Origin of the sequence: Edaphobacter flagellatus (genome assembly GCF_025264665.1) — a bacterium.
In the GTDB taxonomy this organism is placed as follows: Bacteria; Acidobacteriota; Terriglobia; order Terriglobales; family Acidobacteriaceae; genus Edaphobacter; species Edaphobacter flagellatus.
This window is the reverse complement of the sequence record NZ_CP073697.1, coordinates 1,783,441-1,801,524: the sequence shown is the minus strand read 5'-3', so window position 1 is coordinate 1,801,524 and position 18,084 is coordinate 1,783,441. Positions and strand designations below refer to the sequence as shown.

At 52.9% G+C, this 18,084-nt stretch carries 15 protein-coding genes; 5 read left to right on the top strand and 10 right to left on the bottom strand.

The features are described from left to right. Positions 1-18 precede the first annotated feature (18 nt). The 5 genes from KFE13_RS07665 to KFE13_RS18680 form a co-directional block, all read right to left on the bottom strand. Positions 19-465: a DUF3085 domain-containing protein gene (locus KFE13_RS07665; RefSeq protein ID WP_260706575.1), complete on the bottom strand. Its 447-nt coding sequence runs from the start codon at positions 463-465 to the stop codon at positions 19-21. Positions 466-752: 287 nt separating this feature from the next. Beyond that, positions 753-1,382: a hypothetical protein gene (locus KFE13_RS07660; protein ID WP_260706574.1), complete on the bottom strand. Its 630-nt coding sequence runs from the start codon at positions 1,380-1,382 to the stop codon at positions 753-755. Positions 1,383-1,436: 54 nt separating this feature from the next. Next, complete coding sequence (locus tag KFE13_RS07655) at positions 1,437-2,357, bottom strand: LysR family transcriptional regulator (RefSeq protein WP_260706573.1); 921 nt, start codon at positions 2,355-2,357, stop codon at positions 1,437-1,439. 131 nt (positions 2,358-2,488) lie between these two features. After that, positions 2,489-3,301 (bottom strand): helix-turn-helix domain-containing protein, encoded by an 813-nt coding sequence (locus KFE13_RS07650; RefSeq protein ID WP_260706572.1) that lies wholly within the window; start codon positions 3,299-3,301, stop codon positions 2,489-2,491. Between the two features lie 383 nt (positions 3,302-3,684). Continuing rightward, a complete protein-coding gene (locus tag KFE13_RS18680) occupies positions 3,685-3,858 on the bottom strand; it encodes a hypothetical protein (protein WP_390891618.1) in 174 nt (57 codons plus the stop codon). 319 nt (positions 3,859-4,177) lie between these two features. Between KFE13_RS18680 and KFE13_RS07645 the strand changes: the two genes are divergently transcribed. The 5 genes from KFE13_RS07645 to KFE13_RS07625 all read left to right on the top strand — a co-directional run bounded on the left by KFE13_RS07645 (position 4,178) and on the right by KFE13_RS07625 (position 12,123). Next, positions 4,178-4,414: a helix-turn-helix domain-containing protein gene (locus tag KFE13_RS07645; protein ID WP_260706571.1), complete on the top strand. Its 237-nt coding sequence runs from the start codon at positions 4,178-4,180 to the stop codon at positions 4,412-4,414. A gap of 153 nt (positions 4,415-4,567) precedes the next feature. Then, positions 4,568-5,290: an RNA polymerase sigma factor gene (locus tag KFE13_RS07640; RefSeq protein ID WP_260706570.1), complete on the top strand. Its 723-nt coding sequence runs from the start codon at positions 4,568-4,570 to the stop codon at positions 5,288-5,290. Further along, complete coding sequence (locus KFE13_RS07635) at positions 5,287-6,579, top strand: hypothetical protein (protein ID WP_260706569.1); 1,293 nt, start codon at positions 5,287-5,289, stop codon at positions 6,577-6,579. The genes KFE13_RS07640 and KFE13_RS07635 overlap by 4 nt, the downstream gene beginning before the upstream one ends. A gap of 107 nt (positions 6,580-6,686) precedes the next feature. Then, the gene (locus KFE13_RS07630; protein ID WP_260706568.1) at positions 6,687-9,785 is read left to right on the top strand and encodes a TonB-dependent receptor; all 3,099 of its coding nucleotides are present in this window, start codon (positions 6,687-6,689) and stop codon (positions 9,783-9,785) included. A gap of 439 nt (positions 9,786-10,224) precedes the next feature. Beyond that, positions 10,225-12,123 (top strand): prolyl oligopeptidase family serine peptidase, encoded by a 1,899-nt coding sequence (locus tag KFE13_RS07625; protein ID WP_260706567.1) that lies wholly within the window; start codon positions 10,225-10,227, stop codon positions 12,121-12,123. Between the two features lie 75 nt (positions 12,124-12,198). Here KFE13_RS07625 and KFE13_RS07620 read toward each other — a convergent pair whose 3' ends face one another. From KFE13_RS07620 to KFE13_RS07600, 5 genes are all read right to left on the bottom strand, one after another. After that, the gene (locus tag KFE13_RS07620) at positions 12,199-12,345 is read right to left on the bottom strand and encodes a hypothetical protein (protein WP_260706566.1); all 147 of its coding nucleotides are present in this window, start codon (positions 12,343-12,345) and stop codon (positions 12,199-12,201) included. A 99-nt stretch (positions 12,346-12,444) separates the two neighbouring features. Beyond that, the gene (locus KFE13_RS07615; RefSeq protein WP_260706565.1) at positions 12,445-14,319 is read right to left on the bottom strand and encodes an asparagine synthetase B family protein; all 1,875 of its coding nucleotides are present in this window, start codon (positions 14,317-14,319) and stop codon (positions 12,445-12,447) included. A 12-nt stretch (positions 14,320-14,331) separates the two neighbouring features. Continuing rightward, entirely contained in the window at positions 14,332-14,709 is a 378-nt protein-coding gene (locus tag KFE13_RS07610; protein ID WP_260706564.1) for a lasso peptide biosynthesis B2 protein, read from the bottom strand. After that, positions 14,690-16,723, bottom strand: coding sequence for a prolyl oligopeptidase family serine peptidase (locus KFE13_RS07605; RefSeq protein WP_260706563.1), 2,034 nt, complete (start codon positions 16,721-16,723; stop codon positions 14,690-14,692). Before KFE13_RS07605 ends, KFE13_RS07610 begins: the two co-directional genes overlap by 20 nt. Continuing rightward, on the bottom strand, positions 16,714-18,084 hold the full coding sequence (locus KFE13_RS07600) for an aminoglycoside phosphotransferase family protein (RefSeq protein WP_260706562.1): 1,371 nt from the start codon (positions 18,082-18,084) through the stop codon (positions 16,714-16,716). The genes KFE13_RS07605 and KFE13_RS07600 overlap by 10 nt, the downstream gene beginning before the upstream one ends.

The window sequence follows — 18,084 nt, the reverse complement described above, 5'->3', positions numbered from 1 at the left end:
AAGCTCCGCGAATGTGTTTCAAAGTTGTTTGGTGGAAGCGCGCGCTTGCGGTTTTGCTCGGGGTCCGATGATGATGCTCATCTTGTCGGCGGTGAGCTCGATCTCCAGTCGGCCATCGGCTGAGACCCTGGCGAGGCTCTTCACTGGAAGGAATTCGGCGAAGTCATCTCCTCCCACAGCATCTCGGACTTTGTCGTAACGAGCCATTCGCTCTTCTACGCTTGCGGTTGTAGGAAGGGCTTCATACCCGTGGGCATAGACTACTTTGTTCACCGTGTCCGTGCCGGGCAGATGCGGCTCCCCATTGGACATGAGGTAGATTCCGTCGTCCTTGACCAGCATCAGGCCAGGGCCGGGATTCGGAGTGAGACCGTAGGGTGAGGTGTGTGTGGGCGCAGCCTTCGCATGAGTGAGCAGTTCGAGGACAGCCGATCCATCGAATACGAGTTTGGACTTGAGTGCCATTGAATTCTCCTGTGGGTGATTTGCCTGCAATGAGACGAGCAGCCTCTCGATCCCTAAAATTTCTTTCGTTGAGTGCTCCCGCTTCATGGGCTATTCACCAGCGGGGACGGGAGCGGTCCTGTCAAGGCCGCCACAAGGCGCCGCGCAAGCGGGCGAAGCGTAGCGAAGAGCCTTGCACAGGTTCCTCCCGTCCCTGCGAAACGAGAGGTTGAAGAGGGGGTGCTCAAACGAAGGAAGAAATCTGTGAGTACGTATCGACTGCAGGCAATCACCAACCAGATAACGGCTCAGTATGCCGGGACCTCCCAACCGTTGTTTGTGAGTTCGAGCCCGGCCACTTGATGTGTCTTTGATATGCCCGTGGTGGTGGTACGAATGTCATTGAACTGGTTCTGAACATCAGATCTCTGCGTCCACGGCGCCAGATTGGAGATCTTGTAGGTGTATGTGACTTTTGTCTGCGGATCCGGTTTCGATGGGGTCGGTTCGGACCAATTGAGAATGGAATCGACCTCTTTGGTTCCATAACAGAAGCCTGCACTTTGGCCGAGTGCTGCCTGGGTTGTTTGCAGGTACTGCTTACCTGCCGTGGTTGGCTGATAGCGTTTCACCTGGCGCTGGGTGTTGCCGCCGAAGATCCCGGGAACAGTGGTAATGGTAGTAGTGGCGGCGGTGGACTCTACCAGACCAGCCTGTTGCAGAACTGCCATTTTCGCAGCGATACCGAAATTGGCCTTCTGTTGTGAGTCGGAGAGGTCGACCGGAAACGGTTGGCCGATCCAGGTGCAGGGTTTGTCGTGCGTCTGCAGGTACAGGTTGATGGCTTTCCTGAGGTCGGCATCGCCCGGTTCGTGCGATTTTTTGCAGGCTGTGAGAAACAGGATGCCGGTAAATAGTGCAAAGCATAATCTGCGCATTGCGTGTCCTCCATTCCGATTCAGTGACCAAGACGATTAACTGTGGTGAAGGTCTCAATTAATTTCGATCTTGAGAGCCAACAGGCGAGCAAAGAGGTCATCCACCAGATCCTTGAGATCCCCATATCTCTGATCCCGCCGCATAAACAGCACTGTCTCGATGCCCAGGTAGCGGTCTGTAAGTGGACGAAAGACGGTACCGACGTGACTGATATGGGAGGCAGAGCGCGGTAGCAAGGCAATACCGAATCCATGCGCAGCAAATCCGAGTGCGTGGGCCTCGCTCTTTACTTCCTTGAACAGTGGTTGAATACCGAGGCTGGAAATGTACTTCATTACCCGGGCATAGAACCGCGGCTGAAGAGACCTCGGCATCCAGAAGACCATCTCACGGTCAAGGTCGCGAGCGGTGAGGCCTGGCTTAAGCGCGAGACGGTGGTTTCTCGGTAGGCAGACTGAAAAGGCTTCGCGCCCTACCCGCTGGACCCAAAGATCCTCATCAGAGATTGGGCCGACACCTAATGCGGCATGCAGTTTGCCTCGGAGAACCCTTTCGACAAGCTCAAGAGTATTGGCGGTCTCAAGCACCACGACTGATGGAGTGTCTCCGGAACTGTGTATCGGGCTCAATCCATTCAAGAGTGGAAGAAAGGCACTATGGGTATATGGTGAATACCCGATGCGATAGGGGCCTGTTTCGATCTGCGCCTGAAAACGCGCCAGGTCCCAGGCTCGTTCAGCATGATTGAGGGCGATCGAGGACTCTTGTACAAAGAGTCTGCCCGCAGTCGTGAGTTGGACATTGCGCGTTGACCGGTCAAAGAGCTTGACACCGATACTCCTTTCCAGCGTAGACACCTTACGGGTGAGCGATGGCGGTGTCACGCCCAGCTTCTTGGACGCTCGGATGAAGTTTCCTTCCTGGGCGATGATCACTATCAGTATGTTGATTTCGAGCGGATTCTTCGGACTCATGAACACCTGCCTTGTTTGGAGGGAAACGTCTGACGCGCGTTCGAGCAGTTCAGCATCTCCTTTGCGACGGGGATTCCCCTGGAATTGCGAATAGAAACTTTGCAGCATGGGGAAAAGGGCGATGAATACTGTCAGGTTGAGTTAGACCGTTGGTCGCGGTTGACCTGTTCGAGCTTCAGTTCCTTGGAGAACCGAAGCCTGGTAAGGACGCGGGTGACGACTCCCATCACTTCGATCTCCTCACTGTAGCGCCATCTGCGTTGTGAAGCCTTCGCCAAAGCGGAGGGGACGAGCGTGAGCCATCGCCGTTCAGCGTCCAGATCACACCAGCCGCAGTGATATCCATCATGGGAGCGAAGGAAGTAGATCGGCCGCTCTGAGACGGAGCGGTAGATCTTTGTGGCATCGATCGTCCGCACGGACTGGTCTATTTCGAGGACGGCGCCGGGCTGTACCTGTCCGAGCAAAGTCAGGTCATTCGCCCCCAAGACGCCATACAATCGTGCGATGCTCGACTGCCTGCGAACGTGAGGCTGATCACCATGTGCCGTTGGCAGCGATGGAAGAAGAGTGGTCTCCGGAAAGTACATCAGCCAGCTTTCAGGGGGCAGCAGGTGTTCTCCATCGGGATCGGTAAGCCCTTTGAGAACGCCTGCGGGCAACTCCGGGAGGTGCGCGTGCAGGGTCCGCGACGCCTCTGCGGTGGAGATGGATTCGTCTGTCAGTTCTTCGTGGCTGATTTCATAGACTTCTTCGAGTGTCTGAAGGGTTCTATGAGGAATTGCGTGCTCTTCTCTCTCGAGCCTTCCCAGCCAACTTGCAGAGATTCTGCGGGCAGCGTCTCCATATTTTTTGGCCAGGGTAATCGTCAGGCGTTCCACCTGTCGGAGGGAGAGACGGTGCTGGCGTCGGATAATTCTTAGCTTGTGTCCCAGTTCGCTCATCGATGGACCTCTGCTTGGGTCCTCGATTAGAGAGCGCTGAAGCGGTCTCCGCGTCCTGGGATGGAGACGATGCGGCTACTGTGCCCTTGGGGGAGGATCCAAATGCATCAATTTCGGTGTTGATCGGCACCAACACGCGATAACTCATGGCAATTTGTTTGCCACTCGGAAATCGCAGAAACCAAAGGGTATATAAGGTCGCTTCTGTCGCCAATTCTTGCGTTTTCGCGAAATTTGGTGAAAACCGCCATCATGCGAAAGCAGGTGCTGATGCCGTGGCCACGGTTTAGGCTCGACTCTTGGCTGTACGCGGATCAACTTCAAGCCGAGCGCTGCTTAGCCGCGGCTGCTCCGCCAGAAGGTTGGTGGAGCAGCCTCAACTTTTAGTAAGTTCTTTTTTTGCGAACCACGGTACCAGCAACGATATTCGCTTCGTAGATCTCTGCGAAGCGGGGGAATTTGACGCCGATCGCTCTGCAGTATTGACGGACCTCCACAATATCTATACGTCGTAGGCCAAGCTCACATTTGCTGACGACACTCTGACTACGATTCATGGCCTTAGCAACATCCTCTTGAGTACGCCCCGACTCTTCGCGCAGTCCTATTAGGGTCGCCAAGAGAATCTTGTATTCGGAAGTGAAGTTGGACTTTCGGCGTGGCATAGGCTATCCGTTGTTCGAACGCTAATAGCCGACTATGGAATAGTTGAAATTCGACTATTTCGGTCGAGCGATAGCCATCTATCTCCTTTATTTTCATACGCGCTTTTTCGTAGTTGACATTTAGGCTTTGTCATACTAAACAATTGTTTAGGGACGGCGACGGGTTTACAGCGGAGCATTGAGGTGAATGCCTCAATCTCCAGAGCAACCCGTGTCACTCCAGGAAGCAATCGCTGCTGCCCTGGTTAAGGCGCGAAAGAAGCGGAAATTGACTCAAGAGGAGTTGGGGTATCGTGCGGGCTATGATCCGGTCTACATCAATATGCTCGAACGTGCGCGAAGGTATCCGTCTATTCGTGCAATTTTTAATCTTTCTGAGGCATTGGGCATTACGCCAGCAGCTCTCATGGAAGATGTTCAGAAGCAGATTGGTTTCAAGCCCCGCTAACGCCTCAAACCTTTCCCAACGCTCTCTTGTACACAGGAGGGCTTAGATGCGTTCCCCTAGCGACGCTTTCCTTTGCTCGCGAATATTCCAATTTCGCATATTGCGTGATCAGGTTGGCGCAACTTCTCCCATCGATGGACGAGGTATCGGTCAATGAGTTCCGAAGCAGCGGCCTATTTTCCGGATGCTCTATCGAACGGTGAAGTTCGCCCTAAGGACCCTGCTTGCCCCGATTCATCTGTCGTTTCCGTAGGAAGCCATGTCACGGCTCATCCTTCCGGCGCAATGGCCTCGATCGATCAAGCCTCTGACGAGACGCTGTTAGAACAAGTGGCCACAGGTGACAAAGATGCACTGAGCCAACTGTTCCGTCGACATGCGCGTGTGGTTCGGAATGTGGCCTGGAGGATTCTTCGGCATGAGGCTGAGGCTGACGACCTCGTGCAGGAGGTGTTCATGTTTCTTTTTCGGAAAGCCGCGCTGTTTAAAGCAACGCATGGAGCGGCCCGCTCGTGGATCGTCCAAGTCACCTATTCCCGAGCATTCAATAGACGGGCATATCTGAAGACTCGACATTTCTACACTAGCGGGGATCTCGAACAAGTGATGCTAACTGTGGCTCAACGTCAATCCGAGTCGCATTTCATTGAATGGTCTCTTGAAGGCGTGTGGGGGAAGGAAACTGCTACCAGGCTGCGGCAATTGCTTTCACCTTCTCAACTTGTGACAATTGAACTTCACTTTTTCGAAGGCTATACATTAGAGGAGATCGCTGATCGTCGTGGGCAAACGCTCAGCAATGTACGGAATCATTACTACCGTGGGTTGGAGAAACTGCGGAAGCCAGCCTTTGCTGCAAGGTTGAGAACCAAGTGAGCGAGACCGTGGACATCGACTGGAATCCTGAAGCTCCCATCGTCGACCCGTATCACGCTGACGAATATTTCATAGAACTATGCTCCCTCGCATCGACCGGAACCTTGACGCCGGCAGAATGGCGACAGCTTGAGACGCATCTTGGTCTTTGTGCCAGCTGTCGAGCGATCAAAGCAGAGTACGATCGCGTTGTTTCGACAACCCTACCGGCCATGGCCGCGAATAGAAGGGACGCGGATCACGGGGATTCTCCCGATCCCTGGTCGCCTGAGAAGGCCGAAGCCGCACTCTTCGAAAGGATTGAGCAGGAAGGGGTCGAGCCAGAGAAACTCGATTCCGCCCCGGAGAAACCACATCACTTGGGCCTGCTCGCCATCGCAGCAGTATCGATTGTGGCGTGCAGCTTTGTCGGCTACCGACTTGGGTTTGAACACGGGCGTTTTGTGACTATGTCCATGCCTCAAGAGCGGACAGTTGCGATTGTGAGGGCCGCCGTTCTCGAAGAGAAGAAAGTATCGGCACCGGTCGAGAGGTCCGAAGAGCGGATTACGGTGAAGGTCGATCAGTTACAGCGTCGTTTGGATACAAGTTCCTCGACAAATGAGATGCTGAAGGATCAGCGTCTCTCGCTTCTCAGTGAATTGCAGGAACGAGATGGAATTCTCCGACAGACAGAGCAGGAACGTGCAGACCTGGAGAAACGTCTCTCAGTGTCGCAGGCCAGTACCCAGTCCCTGCAGGCTAAGCTGGACGCAGAGAAAGCATCATTAGACGTACTACCATCGACAGACATCCTTCAGAAACGCGTGGATGACCTCACAGCCAAATTGGAGGAAAAGAAGCAGCAAATCGTGCAAGAGGAAGAACTGCTGGAGCATGATCGCGACATCCGTAATCTGATGGGAGCCCGCGACCTCTACATTGGCGAGATCTACGACGTAGCAAAGTCGGGAAAGACGCAGAAGCCGTTCGGCAGAGTGTTCTATACGCAGGGAAGGTCTCTGGTCTTCTATGCGTATGATCTCGATCAACAACCAGGCGTGAAGCACGCTAGTACCTTTCAAGCGTGGGGACGCAGAGGAGTCGATCAAGAGCATGACGTCAGCCTCGGGGTCTTCTATCAAGATGATCAGAACAAGAAGAGATGGGTTCTGAAGTCGAATGACAGCGCAATGCTCTCTCAGCTCGACGCAGTCTTCGTCACTGTGGAGTCTCATGGAACGAGCAGCAGGCCCACGAGCAAGCCACTTTTGTTCACCTATCTGAAACTTCCGCCAAATCATCCTTAGTTGCTTGTTATCGGATCGCTTTTACGAACTTATCTGACAACAACATGTGGCTCCCTCTGTAAACGGACTGACTCACCACCTTTAAGTCCATTCATAGAGGAGTTCTCATGCGCCGTAGCTGGATTCTTCGCGTATCGCTATTATTCTGCTTTACGACGTCTGCCCTTTCTCAATCGACTAATGCGACTATTAGCGGTCAGGTTGCGGATCCCACTGATCAGGTCATTCCCGATGCAGACGTCCAGATACTAAATGAGGCAACTGGCGTTCAGTACGTGAACAAGACAAACAATTCTGGTGTTTATACACTTTCAGTCCTTCCTCCTGGCCAATACCGAGTTCAAGTATCAAAGATCGGCTTCAAGACAATCGTCACACCAGGCGTTGTTTTGAATGTGCAGAGTGCTGTCGCCTTGAACTTCACATTGCCAATAGGCGCAGCCTCCGAGACCGTAACGGTGGAGGCTGGTTCTGCATTACTTAACACAACAGATGCTTCGGTGAGCACTGTCGTAGATCGAAAGTTTGTCGAGAATATGCCGCTCAATGGGCGAAGTTTCCAAGACCTGATTTCCATGACGCCAGGAGTCGTAACGCAGAGTCCGCAAGCTTCCTCCAATATCGGTTATCGAGGAGACTTTTCTATAAACGGTCAGCGCACGGAATCGAACTACTACATGGTCGATGGTGTCTCCGCAGCGGCCAGTGCGGGTTATCCGACCGGTGGAGGCCAAAGCGCTACGGGTGGGACTGTCGCAGCATCCACCACACTTGGTACGACACAGAGTCTCCTTGGCGTCGATGCGATGCAGGAGTTTCGAGTTCAGAGCTCGACGTATTCCGCAGAATATGGTCGCAGCCCTGGAGGACAGATCAGCTTTCTTACCCGCTCGGGAACGAACCAATTTCACGGAACCGTGTTCGATTATTTGAGAAATGACGTCTTCGATTCAAATGATTGGTTCAATAAGCACTATGGGAGGGCGAAAACGGCTCTACGCCAAAACGACTTTGGCGGAACTTTTGGAGGTCCACTTTTTCCGTGGCATCAGCGCACCCATCCGACATTCATCTTCGTATCTTACGAAGGACTACGGTTGAGGGCGCCTCAAGCAGCAAGTATTCAATACGTGCCTGATATGACTCTTCGTCAGAGTGCGGCGACCACCCTCCAACCGATTCTCAATGCGTATCCATTGCCGACTGCGGGCGGCATCGACTATGGAACGCTAGCTCAGTTCATCTCCACATACTCTCTTCCTGGGGCGATTGATTCCACCAGCGTCCGTTTCGATCACACCTTCTCCGAATCCCTGTCAGGATTCTTTCGGTGGGGAACGACACCCAGCTCTACCTCTACACGCTTACTCTCGAGCGTCCAGTCTATCCATGGCGGTTCCGATACATATACCGCGGGACTGACCTGGCAAATCTCGCAGGCACTGACCAATGAGCTCCGGCTTGGGTACAACAGCGGTGAGGCCACTCTGCAATCGCGGCTTGATTCCTTCGGAGGCGCCGTTCCCTTGAATCTCCGAGCGGCAGTCGGTCTGGCATCCACCACATCGGCCTACACAAGCTTTTACCTAAACTTCGTCGGCATCGGCGCTTCATACCTCACGGAAATGACAGGACGCAATTCGAATAACCAGTGGAATCTCGTCGATACTATTTCTGCGACGGCTGGACACCACCATATCAAGCTTGGCGCAGATTATCGGAGGATTGCATCACCAATCATTCCGCCCACACCCTATCTCTATACCCAGTTCACGACAAGGCAGTCTCTTGTCACGAACTCGGCCAGTACCCTGCAAATCAAGCAGTCTCTATCTGCCAGGCCGGTCTTCAACGAGTTGTCGGTATTCGCTCAGGATGAATGGAGGTTAGCTCCTCGTCTAGTCTTGTCGTCGGGACTTCGGTGGGAGCTTGCACCGCCACCCACCAATTCTGATGGGCCCAATGCATATACCTTGCAAGGGAATATAAGTAATCCATCCCAACTCACCGTTGCTCCCCAGGGCACGCCACTATGGAACGCCGCCTACTATAACTTCGCGCCGCGAATTGGACTTGCGTGGCAGGCGCACACGAATCCGGGATGGGAGACCGTCGTTCGCGCCGGAGGAGGCGTCTTCTTCGACAACGACAATGCCATCGCAGCCGGAGGCTATAGCGGGCTGGGTTTTAGCGCAACGAAAAGCTATAACGGATCACCGCTGCCCGCAACCTCGGCACAACAGAATTTTGGAATATCGGTCACGCCACCATACCCGACGGCTTCCGTATATGCCTTTCCTTCCCACCTTCAACTTCCGTACAGCTTTCAGTGGAACGGCGCGCTTGAACAAGCGCTGTCCCGAAGCCAATCGCTGACAATTTCGTATGTTGGATCGAATGGCCGACGGCTTTTGCAGTCTCAGACCATCAATCTCGCCTCAGTCAATCCAAATTTTGGCTATGTCTACTATTTCCCTACAGGTGTAACGTCGAACTACCAGGCGCTCCAGGCGAAATTCCAACGCTCAGTGGCCAATGGGATTCAGGCTCTCGCCTCCTACACCTGGTCTCATTCCATAGATTTTGGGTCCAATAACTCGGCGCTACCGCTCTTCCGTGGCAATTCGGACTTCGATGTTCGGCACAATTTTCAAGCTGGCCTCACGTGGAATGCGCCTCAGGTCAGAAGTGGAAAAATCGGTTCTGTGCTGCTATCACAGTGGGGAATTGATGGCCGGCTCATCTCCCGCACAGCGTTCCCCGTTACTCTGTCAGGCAATACGGTTTCTGATCCGATCACGGGCTTCTACACCACAAATGTAAATCTTGTGTCAGGTCAGCCCATATACCTGTATGGAGACTCATATCCTGGTGGCCGAGCGCTCAATCGAGCGGCGTTTGCACTCCCAAGTGGAACCTCTCCAGGCAACGCTCCCCGCAACTTCATACGAGGCTTTGGAGCAACGCAGCTGAATCTGGCGTTGAGGAGAGACTTCCCGCTTGGAGAGAATACATCGCTTCAATTCCGGGCTGAAACCTTCAATCTTCTGAACCACCCCGTTTTCGGATATGTCGATCCTGGCTTGACCAGCGCCACCTTCGGGCAGGCCACTAAGACTCTTGCCCAGAGTCTTGGCACCATGAGTTCGCTCTACCAGCAAGGTGGACCCCGATCCATGCAATTTGCGCTGAAGGTGAAGTTCTGAGATGACACATTCACATCAGATACTGAACACTCGATCTCGAAAGAGAGCTCTCTCCGGTTGGATCTTTCGCCTTATACCGATATCGATGATCGGTCTCGCATCACCTCTATTGCATGCAAAACGGCCAGTTACCCCACTGGACTGCGTTCAAACGAAGTACCTCGATAACCATCCCAACTCAATTCGGATCAACCCCCAAGGTACAAAGGTGGCATACCTCGTTATGTCGCCGAATCTCAGAACTAACCAGGATGAGATTCAGTTGTACGTGCGTGACTTACCCGGATTACAACGCAGCAGTCCTAAGTTGCTTGTGGCAACGTCAGGCCTGTCGCAGGTTCAGTGGCTCGGAGATGGCTTACACCTTGCAGTTCTTGTATCGCACAAGGGAGACACTCGGATCCTCCTCTTCGATGTCAGGACTGGCAACTCCAGACTTGTGGCCTCATCTCAAGAAGACATCGATGAGTACGCCATCGATCAAGCAGGAAATACAGTCGTGTTTGCAAAGAAAGAGCAAGCGTTGATGACGCTGGGCCGTTCTGAGGAGGACATCGACAGAGGTTATCGTATTCTTCCCAACAGCATCCCAAGCATCGCCATGACATGGCGAAGCCGGTGGGTACCCTACCGAATCTGGGTCATACACCGCGTTGGAGCGCGGTGGGCCAAACCGCAGACCGTTCCGATTCATTCTCCTTTTACGGGCAAGAGACTGGATACCGTACGGTGCGCTGTTCATTTTAACTTCAGTTTCTCCCCGGATGGGGCACAGTTCTTGGTGAATATCTCCGACATCGATATGGCTAAAGGTGAGGAACTTGACGGAACGCCTCTACCCGCAGAATGGCTTCAAAGTCCAACATACAAGAGGAGAGTCGCAAGCGGTGGACTCGTCTGGATCACGGTCTTGCAGGATCTGAAAAGCGCGGAAACATCCATGCCATTCAAAACTACCGGGGCCACCGGAACCCCGCAGTGGTCACCCGATGGTACTTCGTTCTATATCGTTGCTGCTTCTCCAGTGGGAACAGAGTGGGAAAAGCAAGACGAGTCAGCCCATCCAACACCTTGGAAACCTTGGCATATATGGCGCGTATCCATGATAAACGGTGTATTGGAAAGAGTCGCTGAAGACATCACGGATCCGGCAAATGTGATTCTCTGGGTGAAGCCGGATTCGCTTCTGATACGAAGCGTGGCGGGGCATATTATCCGCTTGCGTCGCGTGACAACCGGTTGGGCAACGACAGCGCAGAGCATCATTCCAGACACAGATGAAGAATCAGAGGCTATTGCGAGCAACGGCACCTTTGGGGTAACCGGCTATGAGCGAAGCGACACATCACCGCAACTAAGGGTCTACAACGTGAACACTGGTTCTCTCATCTCCCTCACGAAACTCAACCCTACCTTCGATGTCATCGAACTCGCGCCGTCAGAGACGTTTCACTGGAAGACCTCGAACGGAACCAATATGACCGGCACGTTAATCAAGCCGCTCGGGTATGAATCTACTAAACGTTATCCTCTTGTAATCCAGACAAAGTCGAGCCAAAGTTCGTTTGTCTGCGATGCGGGCAGTAGTCACGCTCCATCATTCGCGCCCCAACCCGTCGCGGCTGCGGGGATGCTGTACCTCATTCTGAAGGATGGAGAGCGTAATGCGAAGTACCCCTTGGGATATCCTGGAAATATCTCAGAGGCAGTCTTCTATACGGATGTTTGGGACAGTGCGGTGAAGGAACTTGCCAATGAAGGTCTGGTCGACTCGGATAGAGTTGGAATCATTGGATTCAGTAGAACGGGTTGGCATGTAGAGTTCGCCCTCGTTCATGGGAAGACTCATTATGCTGCTGCCACGGTGACCGATAATGTCCAATACAACCTCAGTGAATACTGGTTGAGCCACACGGAAGCTCAAACCAGACCAATGGATCTGATGTATGGTGGACCGCCCTATGGTACGTCCTTGGATAATTGGAAGCGATACTCCATCTCCTTTAACCTGGAGAAGATACATACCCCTCTGCTCATGGAAGTTATGGGCGAAGGTGTACTCGACGACAAGGTGGGAGCCTCGCCATACAGTCTGAATCTACGTTACGAGGTGCTGACAGGCCTGAATCGACTTAAGAAGCCGGTGGAACTGTATTACTACCCGAGTGAACAACATCAACCCGAACATCCACAAGCAAGGCTGGCCAGTGTGCAGAGAAATCTAGATTGGTATAGATTTTGGCTGCAGGGTGATCGAAGTAGCGCTCCTGTCGATCCGGAACAATATCAACGTTGGCAAAATCTCAAACACATGTCTGACGAAAATCGACGACACTAGTGAAGATACTCTGCTTGCGAACCATCACCTTCGGCGGCCCCTTTGCGTGACCGCCGAGAGATGACAGTATGCTGATTACTCGTCAGCCTCATAGGCTGGCAAGGTGCAGTTGGGTTGGGTGATGTCGTTGTCCTGAACAACGGGGTTTTGTTTGGCTGCGCTCCCCATAATGGCGGACCCAGCGGCAACGGTATATGCAATTTGAGGTTTGACGTACTTCATGGCAAGTCTCCTTCGGTGTTTGGATATTCCTCGCCCAAGTGGAGGACCCTTGATGCAAGGAATCTTGTTAACGAGGCAGCGTCTTGTCGCTGAACCTGGCTAAATAGCAAAATGCTTCCTATTCGAGGCTATGGTCTGTTGCCAGAGTTCGAGTAGAACGGTGCGGGTCATCAACCCGACCCATGTTTGAGGATTATGTTCGGAGAGCGATTGCAACGACGCGATGAACGTTTTAGCGTCGATTAGCCCATCCTTTTCAAGACTTGAGTTGGCAAAGTGCGTCTGTATGACATCACTTGCAGAGCTTAGTGACCGAATCAATGAAGAACTAAGAAATCCTTTCCGGCGCCGCTCCAATATCTCGTTGGGGACAATTGATTTCAATGAGGCACGCATTAGGTAACGTCTACGTTGCGGCCTTACCAGTTGCTCGCGGGGCACTCGAAGGAGGAAGTCAACGAGATCACGATCTAAATACGGATATCGATATTCCGCCCTGATCGTAAATCCAGGCGTCAGGTGTGGCAGACCCTCCAGTAATCTCCACCATGTCTGGCCACTGTCGATTGCACTCGGCCTCAGAGTGAGTGGTGGACGTTCAGGGAGGAAAGTGAGCGACCGAAAATACTCCGATTCAATGAGGCTTTGGGATATCCACGGTGGTAGACGAGGGATTCGATAGTCTCCGCGATATAGATACATCTCGGCGACGAACGTAAACACCTGCTTTAATAATTGGTGAATGGGGATTCTGTTAGGGATGCACCACGCAACACAGCTAGTGAAAAGTCCACGCCAATTTCCAGCAAGAAGACTGTCTCCCAATTCCGGCAGCCCTGTTGCCACCCCTCCAAGAAGTTCATCCCCACCGATTCCGCTCAGAATCGCACGGTAGCCCTTATTGTTTAGGAGAGGACCGAGATGTAGCTCGGCAGCTATCGATGAACTGTCTGCTCCTGGCAGACAGTAATACCCGTCGGACAAAGGAACTGGCTTGAAAGTCCGTCGGTTAGACGCAAGGTCAATGTGGATTCCGGACTTGCCTCGATTGGCTTCTACGATCTCGAAATAGTGATGATCATCCCAATGTCGTTCAGAATGGTCAAAATACGAAATCGTGTCCACGGATTGGAATGTTCCACCACCCTCCTTTGAACGAACGAAGTCCGCCATACAAACAATCGCGGAGGAATCCATTCCACCGCTCAAATGGGCGAGAATCGGTGCACCTTGACCCGTGCGGCGTTCGACAGCCGACTGGAATAGAGAAAGAAAATGGTCGTGATATTCGGATTCCGCAGAATACCGAACCTGATTTGCTGGGATCCACTCCCAATGTTTTCGCACAGAGCGCGATTCCCGAAACACAATATAGTGAGCGGGGCTTACGGAATACACGTCGCGAAAAGGAGTCAGGTCACGGATAGGAAGGGCTAAAAGATAGCAAGCGGCAAAACGCCTATCCAGAATGGATGAGGCGCTGTGCGAGATGAATGTGTCGAGATGAGTGGACCATAAAATGGATCCCTGGCAATCATGGAAGTATAGAGTTCTCGTTCCAGCGTGATCGCGAGCAAGATACAGCGACCGATCTGCGCGTGACCAGATCGCAAGTGCCCAATCTCCCACAAACCGTTCAAAACACATCTCACCCCATCGCCTGAACGCTGCAAGGATAATTGTTGAGTCAGAAGTCTCTGACTCTGCGATCTCTAATAGCCCGCTGAGCTCTTTATGGTTATCTAGGCGGCCATCTAGCGTCACCATGTTTCCAAGATCATCCACGACAGGGTGCGATTCGAGCTTTGAACGTTCATGGGTACGGTAGAGTTGAAAGGCCATGCCGATCCTGCCCTTCGCTTGCACAAACGTTCCATCAGGTGCCCATCGGTCTGTCGTACGCACAAGATCTAGCAGTTGTCGCTCATCGACGACATCTCCTTCCGGTTTTCGTATCCCCAATATGATGCTCATCTTCGCCTCGATTCAGCAGCGTTCCAGGACTTGGTAGATTTCTGGCATGTAGGGCCTGTCATTCACGACAGAGCCTTTGATCTCGACCCAGGCGTGGGATTTGAAGGGCAATAATTGCGCCCCGACCACCATCTCCGCGCTCCAGCCATGCCGCCGCAATAATAACGTTGTTGCTGCCGACCGCTGGAGGCACATGACTCGCTTGAAGTAGAAGACACAGGCCTGGTCGATTGCGTGGCAGAGGCCGATATGCGATTGCAGCGCATCTGCGGTCATGGGGCGCACCTTTGCGCTGCGAACGGTCTGATGCAATGTCTTAAAGCCGCGAAAGCGCAAGACAAACTCGAAGTAAAGCAACAGCACCCAGCTCTCAAACACAAAGCGCGTCATGATCCCCTCCGAAGTAGATAGGAAGATTCAACTCGCGACAGAGAAAGACAATCCGTCTCGCCAGAGCATCTACTCGGACGGACAGAGGTAGCGCTGGAGCATGCCCTCGTTCCTCGCTGTAGTCAACAACAATTGGACGACACTGTTTCGTCGACTCCTGAAGGCGAGCGGCCATCTTACGAACATGCGCTGGGTTGCACCGATCATCCCGATCGCCCGAGACGAACAGGACGGAGGGATAGTTCGTGTTCGCTTGCACATGGTGATACGGAGAGTAGGCATAGATCGCTGCGAATTGCTCCGGATCGTCGACCGTCCCATATTCTCGCCGCCACTTCGCGGCTTCATCGAAAGATTCGTACCGGACCATATCAAGCAATGGGGCAACACAAAAAACCGCTTGAAACAGATCCGGACGTTGGGTCATCGCTACTCCTACAAGCAGACCGGAGTTCGAACCGCCAAAGATAGCAAGTTGTGTAGGAGAGGTGATCTTTTCTTCGCACATCCATTCCGCCGCAGAAAGGAAGTCGCCAAATGCTACCTGTCTGAAGCTGCCTCGTGCCGCCTCGTGCCACGCCTTCCCAAATTCACCACCACCCCGAATATGAGGAAGGGCAAAAACGGTTCCGAGTTTCAGCATGATGCTGACCAGGACAGAGAATTGTGGTGTCATCGGTACGCCAAATCCTCCATAACCCGTCATAATGACTGGGCGCGGAGAAGTCGACGGTGCGTCCAACGCAGAGACAAGCGTGATGGGAATGCTAGTTCCATCGATCGCAGGATAGCTTTCGTCCCGTACTACGTAATCGCTAGGCCCCTGGGATGGGATCCGAGTATTCCATACCTTGAGCTCACGGCTTTCGGTAAGATACTCAAAAAGTATCGGCGGCTGGGCGAATGATTCATAGCTGAGAAAAAGTGAACCATCGTTCCCGTGGGTCGGAATTAAATGCACGGTCCCATTTCGGCGCAAGACAATATCAGGGAGGACCGTGCCTTCAAGAGACCAGCATTTGAGTTCAAATTGCATTTCGTTTAGGAATAGCGCGTAGACGGTATCTCGTCCGAACACAACTCCGCGCATTGTTCCTTTTTGCTCTGGGACGATCGTTCGAAGAGTTTTACCGTCTGGATCTAACTCAATTAATCTCCGATTCGCCGCGCCCTCCTCAGAGATGGCGAAGACCCGGCCATTCCTCAGAATTGGACTAAACGGCAATGGTTTATTTGAGAAGATCTGATGCCAATGCACAGGATCTTCCTGCCTTGCGATCCAGAAGTCTTCTATCAATTCTCCATTTACCTCCCGCATCCAGATGGCTCCAAGGTGGACCTCATCGGCAGTCAGGACCAGGCGGCTCCCGTTTGAGCGCGCCGCTCGAAAGACGACTTGGTCCGCTACCGACTCATCAAGTCGACGAAGAGAAATGAAGTGGTCGTCCCGAGTCGCGGAGGCTTCCTGGCAGTAGAAGAAGCCACTCTTGTCTTGAGTAAAAGCAAAACCTCGCACAAGGCCTTTACTAAGGTGACCTGGCCGTTCGACTCCGGTTTCGACATCCACGATATGAATGGAGTTCTTATCCTCACCGCCGTATTTACGTTTGTAGGCAAGCAATGATCCGTCAGAAGCGATGCTATGAATGTCTACGGAGACAAATGGGCCATCTCTAGAAGGATCGACAAGCAGCGTTTCTACGCCTGTTATGGCATCACGGACATAGATGCAAGCCTGCTCCATTCCAGAATTGCGGCGACGGTAGAAGTAACGATCACCCGTCCTGACGGGTTGATCGACAACCTCCGCGTCGAGATAGGACATGACTTCCTCACGAAGCACATTCATGTCATTGCATTCCGCGAAATAGACATCGCATCGCCTTTGTTGCTCGCGGATCCATTCCTCGGTCTCCGGAAGGCTGCGATCCTCGAGCCAGCGATATGGATCGCTGACGTTGACGCCGTGAATGATCTCTTCTACCGAACGGTAAATAGTCGCAGTCAGCGACATAATGCCTCCCTGAATTCAGGATCTTCTGCTGCGTGGTTCATATGACGAGCCAGCGAGCGACGGTACGCCATGCTTTGCGGGCCGTCCCTTTCCGGACGATCCAGCCAATCCATCCGGCCGTATAGCGATGAAACAATCGCTAGAAATGCCCAGTAGGGACGAGCCTGCTCTGTCTGAAAGCGATCAAAACATTGTCCCCACCGTTCAACGTAGCGTTCCTTCACAAGGAAGTTGATCAGACGCTGTAGATCGCAGTCCTCCATTCGGTTGAGAAGAAGAAGGTGTTCGAGATTGATCCCCGGAGGCCCAACGTAGCACTCCGCCCAATCGATGAACTGACAGGCGGACTCGCCAATGATGATGTTGCCGTCATTCAGATCCCCGTGGACCACTGTTTGAGGGAGGCCGAGATTGCCGATGACCTCACAGACTTTCAAGAGCTTGTCGTGAAGTTGGCGCAGACACTTTGCTTCCAATCGTGGAGCCTTAGTTGATGTCTGCAGACTCATGGCACGTTCTAGATAATCGAACAATTTGCCAGAGCTCTCACTTATAACCTCCATTGATTGATCGAATGCGCCCGCACGAAGCAATTGCTGGCTGACCTCCACAGATTCTGTCTCTGCCTCTAACATGCAGTACATGACGTGCTCCATCAGTTTGTATCGCCCCAAAGGCTCGCTGGGGAATGTGATGGTGTCTGTTCCCGCGCCAGCCATCAGCCAGGCATTCCATTCGGGTTGAGTTGCGACCACATCCGGTGTAAAACCCTTACACACATCAGACAGCAACAGTGTTACGGCATATTCATGACGATTCGGTTCACCCGTAGCTTTCAGCCAGTAGTTCTGTCCGTCATCCAAAGGCAAGCGTAGTAATGTGAAACTTCCACCGGCGTTGTACTGGATGATCGAGCTCCTCGAAGAGAGCCTTTGGTTTGTTACCGTCTCACACCATGCCACTACCTGATCAAGCCAGCCGATTCGAGAGAAGAAGCTCCCTTGATCTCCTGAGCCGTCGAGCATCCTTTCGACTGAAGCTCTTTGTGCTTCGGAGAGATCGTCTGGAGCGAGCCCCGATAACGGAATGTATGTCAGTTGATCCGCAGACGGGGTCGCGAGAACCTCCGCGGCAGCGCATGGCTTGCAAGAATCATCGTTCGGAAGAAAGCCAAGGATGATACCAGGGACATTCCAGGTATCACGGATTCCTCGCTGAAGTTGTTCTGCGGGGCGTTTCCACTGAGGGATCTTCAAAATTGGCAGATGGTACAAACCATCTTTGCGGAGCGCAAAGATGCCACGCGAAACAGGATCGATGAGTATGATCCGGTACGTGATCGTCTCGATCATGGTCGACAT